This window comes from Pseudomonas sp. P1_F1_2 (assembly GCF_056405815.1).
Map to the genome: position 1 here is coordinate 1 of NZ_JBFUBK010000153.1, position 11,753 is coordinate 11,753.

General features: G+C 59.7%; 10 protein-coding genes. 3 read left to right on the top strand and 7 right to left on the bottom strand.

The features are described 5' to 3' along the window. Window positions 1–466: 466 nt before the first annotated feature. Both AC1D2P_RS28900 and AC1D2P_RS28905 read left to right on the top strand, forming a co-directional pair. Window positions 467–823 (top strand): DUF6124 family protein, encoded by a 357-nt coding sequence (locus AC1D2P_RS28900; RefSeq protein ID WP_046031335.1) that lies wholly within the window; start codon window positions 467–469, stop codon window positions 821–823. Between the two features lie 114 nt (window positions 824–937). Continuing rightward, entirely contained in the window at window positions 938–1,567 is a 630-nt protein-coding gene (locus tag AC1D2P_RS28905) for a class I SAM-dependent methyltransferase (RefSeq protein WP_109785285.1), read from the top strand. 112 nt (window positions 1,568–1,679) lie between these two features. Here the strand turns inward: AC1D2P_RS28905 and AC1D2P_RS28910 are convergent, their stop codons facing one another. Genes AC1D2P_RS28910 through AC1D2P_RS28920 form a run of 3 tightly spaced genes read right to left on the bottom strand, consistent with a single transcriptional unit; the run spans window position 1,680 to window position 6,903 of the window. Continuing rightward, on the bottom strand, window positions 1,680–4,730 hold the full coding sequence (locus AC1D2P_RS28910) for an efflux RND transporter permease subunit (RefSeq protein WP_046031337.1): 3,051 nt from the start codon (window positions 4,728–4,730) through the stop codon (window positions 1,680–1,682). After that, window positions 4,727–5,803, bottom strand: a complete 1,077-nt coding sequence (locus AC1D2P_RS28915; protein ID WP_109785284.1) for an efflux RND transporter periplasmic adaptor subunit — start codon at window positions 5,801–5,803, stop codon at window positions 4,727–4,729. The genes AC1D2P_RS28910 and AC1D2P_RS28915 overlap by 4 nt, the downstream gene beginning before the upstream one ends. Then, window positions 5,800–6,903 carry an efflux RND transporter periplasmic adaptor subunit gene (locus AC1D2P_RS28920; RefSeq protein ID WP_077432237.1) on the bottom strand — a complete coding sequence of 368 codons (1,104 nt, stop codon included), beginning with the start codon at window positions 6,901–6,903 and terminating at the stop codon, window positions 5,800–5,802. Before AC1D2P_RS28920 ends, AC1D2P_RS28915 begins: the two co-directional genes overlap by 4 nt. A 178-nt stretch (window positions 6,904–7,081) precedes the next feature. Here AC1D2P_RS28920 and AC1D2P_RS28925 point away from each other — a divergent pair, with 178 nt between their 5' ends. Next, window positions 7,082–8,278: an AAA family ATPase gene (locus AC1D2P_RS28925; RefSeq protein ID WP_109785283.1), complete on the top strand. Its 1,197-nt coding sequence runs from the start codon at window positions 7,082–7,084 to the stop codon at window positions 8,276–8,278. Between the two features lie 97 nt (window positions 8,279–8,375). On the opposite strand, the gene AC1D2P_RS28930 is transcribed toward AC1D2P_RS28925, so the two are convergent. The 4 genes from AC1D2P_RS28930 to AC1D2P_RS28945 are packed head-to-tail and all read right to left on the bottom strand — an operon-like array spanning window position 8,376 to window position 11,323. Beyond that, complete coding sequence (locus AC1D2P_RS28930; RefSeq protein ID WP_109785282.1) at window positions 8,376–9,242, bottom strand: transporter substrate-binding domain-containing protein; 867 nt, start codon at window positions 9,240–9,242, stop codon at window positions 8,376–8,378. Then, window positions 9,239–10,021, bottom strand: a complete 783-nt coding sequence (locus tag AC1D2P_RS28935; protein ID WP_046031342.1) for an amino acid ABC transporter ATP-binding protein — start codon at window positions 10,019–10,021, stop codon at window positions 9,239–9,241. The genes AC1D2P_RS28930 and AC1D2P_RS28935 overlap by 4 nt, the downstream gene beginning before the upstream one ends. Beyond that, window positions 10,018–10,677, bottom strand: coding sequence for an amino acid ABC transporter permease (locus AC1D2P_RS28940; protein WP_046031343.1), 660 nt, complete (start codon window positions 10,675–10,677; stop codon window positions 10,018–10,020). Before AC1D2P_RS28940 ends, AC1D2P_RS28935 begins: the two co-directional genes overlap by 4 nt. Then, on the bottom strand, window positions 10,658–11,323 hold the full coding sequence (locus AC1D2P_RS28945; RefSeq protein ID WP_046031344.1) for an amino acid ABC transporter permease: 666 nt from the start codon (window positions 11,321–11,323) through the stop codon (window positions 10,658–10,660). The genes AC1D2P_RS28940 and AC1D2P_RS28945 overlap by 20 nt, the downstream gene beginning before the upstream one ends. Between the last annotated feature and the right edge of the window lie 430 nt (window positions 11,324–11,753).

Genomic DNA, 11,753 nt, shown 5'->3' on the forward strand with positions numbered 1-11,753 from the left:
CGTAAACCCTGCTTGCAGAGTCTTCCTGAAACACCGCGAACACTGATTTCACGACTGCTGCGCAGCCGAACGCAGGCTTCGCCAGCTGCTACAGGTTGCATTGCGGCTTGGCTGATCGGGGAAGTTTTCGTACAGGAAAATCAGAGCTTCCGAAGGTCCGTTCCCTTTCCTTTGCAGGACATTTCCTAGATCATTCCGCTCGCTTGCGCCTGCCAGATTCGGTGGCTAGTCTCGGTCCGTCACTGCTCATCAGTGATCGGGTTTAGTCGCCCGGATCTCTCTAGGCGCACAGCGCCACCTCATTTCAGGTGTTCTCATTTCCTGAAAGCTATGGTGGCTGTGCGCAGGGCACCTTCGGGTGCGCCGGTATGCCTGGAGGCCGGTCGACTAACCTGCGTGCAGCCGCCACCCCTGCTCGTTTAGTCGCGATTACGGTTGGCTCCAATTAGCTCTAGGAGTTTTACCAATGAAGAAATCCGTACCCGATCCACCTCCCGAAACCTCTACCCACGAAACCGCCACTGAAGCCCCGCCCAGGGATCGATCAGCGCTCTACCGTGCCATTGATTTCTACCTCACTGGCGACCAACCTTCACCGCCCGATGAGCTGCGCTTCTACAACGTCAGCAAAGACGTGAGTTTCGAAGACACCCAGCTCTATGTCGCCGATCTGCTGCGCTGTGCTTCGGTGACCGCATATCAGTGTGGCGATCACCTCAAGGGTGCCGACCGGGCGATGGTGTTTTCGGTCTGGCATTTGCTGGAGATCGCCAAAGCCATGGTGGATCGCTCGATTGATTGCCTAGGGATGAAGCAGGGCTGAGTTATTGGTTGTCAGTGATACCGCCATCGCGAGCTTGCTCGCGATTGGCTGCGAAGCAGCCACCGGCTTCATGGCGTATATTCGGCAAACCCTAATTGCCCGTGCAGCCCGACCATGAAGCAGACGCCCACCGACCTTGAGCAGATCACCGCCACCACCCTCGGCCATTACAACTCGGTGGCCGAGGACTTTCGCGAGGGCACTCGCGATCACGATGTCAGCCAGAACATCGATGCCCTGTTGCGGCATATTCAAGGCGAGGCGCCGTTCGACATTCTTGATTTTGGCTGCGGCCCGGGCCGCGACCTGCAAACCTTTACGCGCATGGGCCATAGCGCCATCGGTCTCGACGGCTCAGAAAAACTGGCGCAGATGGCACGCGAGGACAGCGGTTGTGAGGTCTGGCAGCAGGACTTCCTGAAGCTTGATTTACCGGCCGAACGCTTCGACGGAATTTTTGCCAATGCGGTGTTGTTTCACATCCCGCGCCAGGAATTACCACGGGTGTTGAAGCAACTGCGCGGGGCGTTGAAACCGGGTGGGGTGTTGTTCAGTTCCAATCCTCGCGGGGAGAATCAGGAGGGCTGGAACGGGCCGCGTTATGGGTCGTATCACGACCTTGCGGCTTGGCAGCAGTTACTGACCGAGGCGGGGTTTGTGGAGTTGGAGCACTACTACCGGCCAGCGGGGCTGCCGCGGGAGCGGCAGCCTTGGTTGGCGAGTGTCTGGCGTAAGCCTGTGTAGTCAGTTCGGACGCCTTCGCGGGCAAGCCCGCTCCCACAGGGTACGCGGTCACTGTGGGGGCGGCGGTGCGACGATTCGACTTGCCCGCGATTAGAGCGCGAAGCGCTCGCCTTTAAGCCACCTCTTTCTTCGGCTCGCGAATTTTGTACCAGGCCACATAAAGCGCCGGCAAAAACAGCAGCGTCAGCAAGGTTGCGATGACAATCCCGCCGATCATCGCGTAGGCCATCGGCCCCCAGAACACTTCCCGGGCAATCGGAATCATCCCCAGGCTCGCCGCCGCCGCCGTCAGCAGGATCGGCCGACGTCGATGCTCGGTGGCCTCGACCACCGCGTCCCACGGCGCATAGCCCTTCTTCTCGTATTCGTCGATCTGGGTCACCAGAATCACCGAGTTACGGATGATGATGCCGATCAGCGCCAAAATCCCAAGGATCGCCACAAAGCCCATCGGCGTGCCTGTCGGCACCAGCGCGATCACCACGCCGATCAGGCCCAACGGCGCGACGCTGGCCACCAGGAACAGCTTCTGCACGCTGTGCAACTGGATCATCAGGAAGGTCGCCATCAAGAACAGCATCAGCGGCACAACCTTGGCAATCGGCCCCTGGGCCTTGCCGCTTTCCTCCACCGTACCGCCGGTGGCGACCTTGTAACCTGCCGGCAGCTTGGCAGCGAAGGCGTCGATGGACGGCTTGAGGATCTTCACCAGGTCCGTCGGCTGGATCTCGTCGCGTATCGCCGCCTTGATGGTGATGGTCGGCAGACGATCGCGACGCCACACCAGCGGCTGCTCCAGCTCGTAGCGCACGGTGGCAAACGCCAACAGCGGAATCGACGTGCCGTTCGGCGAGACGATCTGCAAGTTCTGCAGGGTTTCCGGCGTACCACGTTCGGAATCCACTGCACGCCCGACCACATTGATCAGATAGATGTCGTCATCGACCTGGGTCACCGCCTGGCCGCTGACGATGCCGTTCATCAGGTTGGCCACGTCTTCGGAAGACAGCCCCAACTGCCGCGCCTTGTCTTGGGCAATGTCGATGCGCAGCACTTTGCCCGGTTCGTTCCAGTCGTAGATGATCTCGCCAATGTGCGGGTTCTTGTCCAGTTCGGAGGCCAGGTCGATGGCGTGCCGGCGAACCTGGTCGATGTCTTTGCCGCTGATCCGGTACTGGATCGGACGCCCTACCGGCGGGCCCATTTCCAGTGCCTGGACATAACCGCCGATGCCGACGAAGTCATTGCGCAAGCGCTCACGAAGCTTCTGCATCATGGCCTCACGGGTCTTGCCTTTGCTGACGATCACCAACTGCGCATAGAACGGGTTTTGCAGTTGTTGGTCCAGAGGCAGATAGAAACGGATCGCGCCCTGACCGATGTAGGTGCTCCAGCGCACGATGTCCGGATCGTCCTTGAGCGTGGCTTCGAGACGATCGACGGCCCGGCGGGTTTCGTCGATCGAGGCGTTTTGCGGCAGGTTCAGGTCGACCAGGATTTCCGGGCGATCCGAAGACGGGAAGAACTGGTTCTGCACAAAACGCATGCAAAACAACGCCAGCACAAAACACAGCACAGTGATGCCGATGGCCCACCAGCGATTGCGCATGCACCACAGCAGCCCGCCATTGAACGCCTTGCCGATGCGTCCGGGTTCGCCTTCATGGGGTTTCACGTTGGCACTGAGAATGTGCACGCCGAGCACCGGTGCAAACAGTACCGCCACCACCCACGACACCAGCATTGCGCAGGCAATCACCGCAAACAGCGTGTAGGTGTACTCACCCGCGGAACTGGCGTTCAAGCCGATCGGCACGAACCCCGCCACCGTTACCAGCGTACCGGTCAACATCGGGAACGCCGTGGAGGTGTAGGCGAACGTGGCGGCTTGCTCCTTGGTGTCGCCCAACTCAAGGCGCGTGACCATCATCTCCACGGTGATCATCGCGTCGTCCACCATCAGGCCGAGGGAAATGATCAGTGCGCCAAGGGAGATCCGCTGCATGGTAATGCCGCTGTACTCCATGAACACGAAGACCAACGCCAGCACCAACGGGATCGAGCACGCCACCACCAGCCCGGCACGCACACCGAGGCTGATGAAGCTAACCACCAGCACGATGATCACCGCTTCGAACAGCGCACGGGTAAAGCCGCCGACGGCCTCTTCCACCACCACGGCCTGATCCGAGACGTTGTAGATGCCAACACCCACCGGCAGGTCGGCGGTCAGTTGTTCGATACGCTCGTGCAAGGCCTTGCCGAACGCCTGGACGTTGCCACCCGTCTGCATGGCAATCGCCAGGCCGATGGCCTGTTTGCCGTTGAAGCGAAATTCCGGCGAGGCCGGGTCGACATAGCCGCGACTGATTTCGGCAATGTCGGCCAGACGATAGTAGCGGTCGTTGAGCTTGAGGTTGACCTCGGCCAGGTCTTTCTCCGAAGCGAACTTCCCTGAAGTGCGCACCGAAATCCGCTCCGGCCCGGCCTCTATGACACCTGCCGGGGTCACGGCGTTCTGGGTTTGCAGGCTCTGCACCACCTGACGCTGATCGATGCCCAGCGCTGCGAGTTTGCGTGTGGAGAAATTCAGGTACAGCACTTCGTCCTGCTGGCCGACCATTTCGATCTTGCCCAGCCCCGGCACGCCGCGAATTTCCATGCGCGCCTGTTCCACGTAGTCGCGCAACTGACGCAAGGTCAGGCCGTCAGCGGTGAAGGCGTAGATCGACCCGAAGACGTCACCGAACTCGTCGTTGAACGACGGCCCCTGTATGCCTTGCGGGAACTGGTACTTGATGTCGTTGATCTTCTTGCGTACCTGGTACCAGATCTCCGGGATGTCCTTGGAATTGGTAGTGTCGCGCAAGTACACGTACACCGTGGACTCGCCCGGCCGTGTGTAGCTTTTCACGTAGTCGAGGGAGTCGAGCTCTTCGAGTTTTTTCTCGATCCGGTCAGTGATCTGCTTGAGCGTTTCCTCCTGGGTCGCGCCCGGCCATTTGCTCTGGATCACCATGGTTTTGATGGTGAACGAAGGGTCTTCTTCGCGCCCCAGGTTGAAGTACGAGAACACACCCATCAGCAACGCGACGAACATCAGATACCAGACGAACGACTGATGCTTGAGGGCCCATTCCGAGAGATTGAAAGGCCCTTTCATTGACTGTCCTCGTCGAATTTCACTGGTTGCCCCGGTTTGAGGCTGTTTACGCCGGCCGTGATGACGCGCTCGCCGTTCTTGACGCCGCCGGCCAGCACCACGGTGCTGTCGGTACGGCTGATGACCTTGACGTCCCTGGGTGCCACGGTCTTTTTCTGTGTATCAATCACCCAGATGCGGGGTTTGCCGTCGACCTCCTGCAACGAGGTGAGAGGCAGTTCGATGCGCGGCTTGATCGCCGAACTCAGGGTGACGCTGATCGCGGTGCCCAAACGAAAGCCTTCCGGCGTTTCAGCGAGGGTCAGGCGAGCACGACGGGTGCGCGTGGCACTCTGCGCCTGGGGTTCGATTTCGCGGATGATCGCGGTGGTGTTGGTGTTCGGGTCGAGTTGGGCGGCGACCTGAAACACCACATCCTCGGGCAGTTGATCGACCAATGTATCGGGCAGATCAATCACCGCTTCCTTGATGTCAGGTTGCGCCAGGGTCACCACTTGCTGGCCGGCGGAGACTACCTGGCCGGCCTCGGCGTTCCATGCGGTGACCACGGCTTTATGGTCGGAGCGCAACTCGGTGTAGCCGAGTTGATCCTGGCTCTGGCTGACCGTCGCCTGAGCTTGATCGAGGGAGGCCTGGGTGGTTTTCAGATCGGTCAGGGCGGCGTCCAGCTGCGCTTGCGCACCCACTCCGCGATCAAACAGGGCCTGCTGGCGCGACGCACTGGCTTTGGCATTGATCAATTGCGCGAAGATTTTCGCCAGGTCGCCCTGAGCCGAACGCAACTGGTTTTGCTGATCAGAAGGATCAAGGGTCGCGAGCAATGTGCCCTTCTCGACCTCGGCCCCGACATCGACGTTACGACTGGCGATGCGCCCGCCCACCCGAAAACCGGTATTGCTTTCGTAACGCGCCTGGATACTGCCGGCAAACCGGCCCAGATCCTCTTCGTTCAAGGCCTTGACCTTGACGGACAGCACGGGACGTACCGGCTGCGGTGGCGGTTCGTTTTTGGAACAGGCGCTCAGCACCAGCCCAAGGGACAATCCAAGGGGCAATGCCCAAAAAGGCTTCATGGCTTGGCTCCCCAACTCAGATCCTTGTAAGTATTTTCGGCAATCTCGACTTCCATGCCCGGGTGCAACAACTGCCCTCCGGCGATGATGACTTTGTCGCCCTCGTTGAGGCCTTTACTGATAATGACCCTGCCGGTCAGGTAGCGTAAAACGGTGACCGAGTGCAATTGGGCCTGGCCTTTGTCGTCGACCAACCAGACAGCAGGCTCACTGATGTTTTTGGTCAGGGCCGACCATGGCAACTCAATCGCAGACTTTCCCGAACCTCTGGCCGTGGCGCTCACCACCGAACCCAATTGCATCCCGGCGGGCAGGCTGTCGAGGCCAACCTTGACCTGCACGGTGCCGGACTGGGCGGACACCGCCGGGGTCACTTCGCGCACGGTGCCGGTGGTTTTGATCTCGGGGTTATCGAGCAGACTGAGGACAATGGTTTGATCCGTCGGCTTCTCGGCCAGTAGCGATTCATAGACATTGAACACCGCATCTCGATCGCCATCGCGAGCCAGGCTGAAAACCGGCATTGTCGCCTGCACCACCTGGCCGACTTCAGCCTGACGTGCGGTGATGATGCCCGGCGCTTCGGCGATCAGTGCGGTGTAGCTCAGTTGATCGCGGGCATTGGCCAGCTGCGCCTGGGCCGCGCTCAATGCGCTCTGACTGCTGCGCAACGCTGCCTGCGCCGAGTCATATTCGCTCTGGCTGGTGTAGCCCTTGGGCAGGAGTTTTTGCTGGCGCACGAACGCCGCCGCATTCTGCTTGACCAGCGCCTGTTGGGCGGCCACTTGGGCCTGGGCCGAATCGACATTGGTCTGCAAGTCCTTGGGATCGAGGCGCGCCAGCACTTGCTTGGCGGTCACCCGATCACCGACATCCACCGTACGCTGGATGATTTTGCCGCCGACGCGGAAGGACAGCTCGGTCTGGACACGGGCCTGAATGTCACCCGTCAGCGTCACCGAGGCCGCGTAATCCGACGGTTTGACCACTTGTACGAATACCCTTGGCAGGTATTCCTGAATCGGTTTTTTCTCGTCGCATGCCGTCAGCAGCATTGTGACACTCAAGGCCATGATGACTTTCAATCCGGGAACCGCCATGCAAACTCCTTGGCCTTTTTTATGAACAACACGACAGAGAGCTTAGAACAATGTCGTGACCTTGCACGCCCGACTTATGAAGAAAAAAGTTGTCATGATTGACCCTAAAACACTTGCCATAGACGCCTGCGCGCACCCGACAATGCCCGCCTATTGAACCCGCCCAAGGAACCGGCACATGCTCAACACCCTCGCGGTGGCCAATTACCGCTCGATCAATAAATTGGTCATCCCACTGGGCCGCTTGAACCTGATTACCGGTCCGAATGGCAGCGGTAAATCCAATCTATACCGCGCACTGCGCCTGCTGGCGGAAACCGCTCAGGGTGGCGTGGTCAATGCGCTGGCCCGTGAGGGTGGGCTGGACTCGACCTTCTGGGCCGGGCCGGAAAACATCACCCGACGCATGCGCAATGGTGAAGTCCCGGTCGAGGCAACGGTGAGACACGGCGTCAAACGACTGCGTCTGGGGTTTGCCGGTGAGGATTTCAGCTATTCGATCAGCCTCGGGCTGCCCGATTCCAACGGCCACTTCATGCTGCCCGAACACCCTACCCCCATTCCGTCGCGTTTCAGCCTGGACCCGCAAATCAAGCGTGAATGCGTCTGGGCCGGGCCAATCTATCGGCCGGCCAGCCTGCTGGTGGATCGCAACGGCCCGATGATCCGCGCCAGAGCCAATCGCAGCTGGGACGTGCTGGCCCAACACACGCCGAATTTCGACAGCCTGTTCGATCAGGTCGGCAGCTTGCGTTCTTCGCCGGAGGTCCTGGAATTACGCGAGTTCATCCGTCGCTGGCGCTTCTACGATCACTTTCGCAGTGACGCCGACGCGCCCGTGCGTCAACCGCAACTCGGCACCCGCACGCCCGTGTTGCACCACGACGGGCGCGACCTGGCGGCCGCCTTGCAGACCATCATTGAAATCGGCGACCCCGAGGCGCTGCGAACCGCGATCAGCGACGCCTTTCCCGGTGCGAGACTGCACATCGCGCCGTTGCAAGGCGGACGGTTTTCCATCGAGTTTTATCAGGAAGGGTTGTTACGGCCGTTATCGGCCGCCGAATTGTCGGACGGGACGCTGCGTTATTTGCTGCTCGTCGCCGCGCTGCTGACGCCACGCCCACCCACGTTGATGGTGCTGAACGAGCCGGAAACCAGTCTGCATCCGGATCTGTTGCCGGCCTTGGCACGTTTGATTATCCGGGCCTCGGAGCAGTGCCAGGTGTGGGTGGTGTCTCATGCGCGGCGGTTGATTTCAGCGTTGCAGGAAGACCCGGAATGCAATTGCATCGTGCTGGAGAAAAACCTCGGCCAGACCGGCATTGTCGGCCAGCGAATGCTCGATGAGCCGGCGTGGAACTGGCCGGATTGAGGCTGCCCCCCCGCCCTGCGGCGTGGGAGCTCGCTCCCGCTTGATCGTTCCCACGCTCTGCGTGGGAACGATCAGTGCTCCTGCGTAGAAACGATCATCAGCCCTGCCACTTCCCGCCCTCGACAATCACACTCTCAGGCTTGGTGTCATCGCTCAGTTCCTTGCGCACGTACTGGTCGTACAGCTTGAGCAAATACTTCTCCTCACCCAGTTTCGCCAACTCGGTATTCACCCAGTCTCGCAGCTCGATATTGCCCTTCTTCACCGCTGGCGCGATCGGTGCCTCAGCGCCCAGTGTCTGGGTCAATACGCGGTAGCCAGGGTTTTGCTTGGCCCAGCTGAACAGCACCAGATTGTCCTGCGCATAGGCATCACCGCGACCATTGGCCAGGGCTTGCAGGGATTCGGAGTTCTTCTCGAACTTCAGCAGTTTCCAGTCCGGGTGATTCTTGGTCAGCCAGATGTCCGCCGTCGTACCGGTGGTGACGATGGTGGTGCGCGTCGCCAGGTCATCGAGGTTTTTCACTGTGCTGGCTTGTGGCACCAAAGCCTGTACCGCGACTTTCAGGTTCGGGTTGGTGAATTCCACTGCTTCCTTGCGCTCCGGGGTGACGGTCATGTTGGCCAGGATCAGATCGACCTTGTCACTTTGCAGAAACGGAATCCGGCTGGCCGGCTCCACCGCGACGAACTCGACTTTGTTTTCATCGCCCAACAAATCCTTGGCGAATTGACGACCGATGTCCGTATCGAAACCCACGTAGCGCCCGGCCTCATTGACGAAACCGAACGGCGGCTTATCGGTGAAGACGCCAACGATCAGTTTGTCCCGGGCTTTGATTTTTTCCAGGTAACTGCCACTGGTGGCGACCGGCTTGGCGGGCTCCTCGGATTTGTTGCAACCGGCCAGTAACGCGAGGCCGAACAATGACAGTAGCAAGCGTGAAGTCTTGGCAGTTTTCATAGCAGTTCCAGTTCCTTTGTTTGAGTCGTTTTGGGTAGTGCGGCGACGTAGGAGAACTTCTCCAGGAACTGCTGCGCTCGTGCGGTTTGCGGGTTCGTAAAGAAAATCTCGGGAGGGTTTTGCTCAAGGATTCGCCCGGCATCCATGAACACGATGCGGTCCGCCACAGCGCGGGCGAAGGCCATTTCGTGGGTGACGATCAACAGCGTCATGCCTTCGCGGGCCAGGCCTTGAATGACGTCCAGAACCTCCTTGACCATTTCCGGGTCGAGGGCGGCGGTGACTTCGTCGAAGAGCATGACCTGAGGGTTCATGCACAGCGAACGGAGGATGGCGATGCGTTGCTGCTGGCCACCGGAGAGCTGACGCGGGAATGCGTCGCGCTTGTCCGCCAGGCCCACGCGCGCCAGCAAGGCTTCGGCCTGGTCACGGGCCTCACGGCGGTCGCGCTTCTGCACTTTCAGCGGGCCGAGCAACAGGTTGTCGAGCACGCTCATGTGCGGGAACAAGTGATAGCTCTGGAACACCATGCCGATCTGTTGGCGTACTTCGCGCCAGTCGGTGCCCTTGCCCAGCAGTTCGCGGCCGGCCAGTTGCAGGCTGCCACTGTGCGCGACCTCCAGTCCGTTGAGACAGCGCAGCAGGGTGCTTTTGCCACAACCGCTGGGGCCCAGGATGACGATGACTTCGCCCGCCTTAACCTGTAAGTCGATGCCATTGAGCACCTGCTGTGCGCCGAAGAACTTGTTGAAACCCTTGAACTCGATCAGTGCGTTCATGCTTGCGTCCAGCGCCGCTCCAGCACGCGCGAGGCGGCCGAGAGCGGGTAGCAGATGAAAAAGAAAAACAGGAAAAGTGCGCCGTAGATCAGCACCGATTCGTAAGTGCGTTCGATGATCTGCTGGCCGACCTTGATCACATCCACCACACCGATCAGCACCGCCAGGGAGCTGGTTTTGATGATGCGCGTGTAGACGTTGATGGTCGGCGGTGTCATGCGTTTCAACGCTTGCGGCAGCAGCACGTAGCCGTAGAGTTGCACGCCGTTCAAGCCAATCGACAACCCGGCTTCACGCTGCCCGCGTGGCAATGAATGCAACGCGCCGCGCACCACTTCGCCGACTTCACTGGCGCCCCACAACGACAACACCAACACCGCGCACCAGAAGCTCGGAATGCTCAAGCCGAAGAAAATCGGCAAGCCAAAGAACAGCAAATACAACCAGACCAGCACCGGGATCGCCCGGAACAATTCCAGGTACACCCGCAGGATCGCGTTCAGCCATGTCGAATTCAGCGTACGCAACACGCCATAGAGCACGCCGCCGACGGTGCTGATGGCGATGCTCAGGAAGGAAATCGACAAGGTTTGCGCCGCGCCCTTGCCCAGTTGCGGCAACGACACCCAGAGCAACTCAAGACCCGAACTGGCCATGCTGGAGCCTCCTTTCCAGACGGCTGAGCAACAGCGACAGCGGCAGAAACAGCAACACGCAAATCAGCGTCAGCACGGTGAGCATTTCGTAGGTTTTGTAATACAGCGCGATGTAGCTTTTGGTGGTGTAGAGAATCTCTGGCACGGCCACCGCCGAGACCACGGTGGTTTCCTTGAGCAGGAAAATGAAATTGGCGAACAGCGACGGCAGGCTGAGGATTCCGGCTTGCGGCAGGATCACATAGCGCAGCAATTGCCCTTGGGACAGGCCGATGGATCGGCCGGATTCGAGTTGCGCCTGGGGCACGGCATCCACGCCGGCGCGCAGCACTTCGGTGAGGTACGCACCGCCAAGGAAGGTCATGGTGATGATCGCCGCGGCAAAGCCCGACACCTTGATGCCCAGCGCCGGCAAGGCAAAGTAGACGAAGAACAGTTGGATCAGCAGCGGCGTGTTGCGGGCAAGCTCGACATACAGGCCGACGAGGCGCTGCAAGTAAGGCGTGCGGAACACCAGAATGGTCGCGTTGACCAACGCCACCAACAGCGAAGTACCGATGGCAATAAAGCCGACCTGCAGCGTCACGCCCACGGCCTTGAGAAACGCCGGCAGGGTGCTGAGGATAAACGCGTAATCGAAAGTCATTGAACGTCCTGTACGCCGCTCGGTAAGCGACGGTGATGCACTCCATGGGCAGGGGATAACTGCCCGGCGGATATCGACTTTAAAGGTATAAAAACCATAATTTAAATACCGATAAAGCATATTGATATCACGCAAAAAACTATCTGCGGATTTGCTGTGGCAACGGAAGACGACTATTTTCCTTTGCACTGTAGGAGGGATCTTTTTTTCACATTGCCCCTCCAAGGACGTACAGCTTTTGGCCAGACTCCCCCGGCCGAACCATCACAAGGAAGAGAAAATGGCTGACGTAAAAGTGCCGCAGCGACTGGATCCGCAGGACATCGTGAAGTTATTGGTAGCGTTGCGCAGGGCGTTGAAGGCCGGGGTGGCCTGAACGATCGAGAGGTGGGCAGTTGTTGATCGTTCCCACGCTCTGCGTGGGAATGTA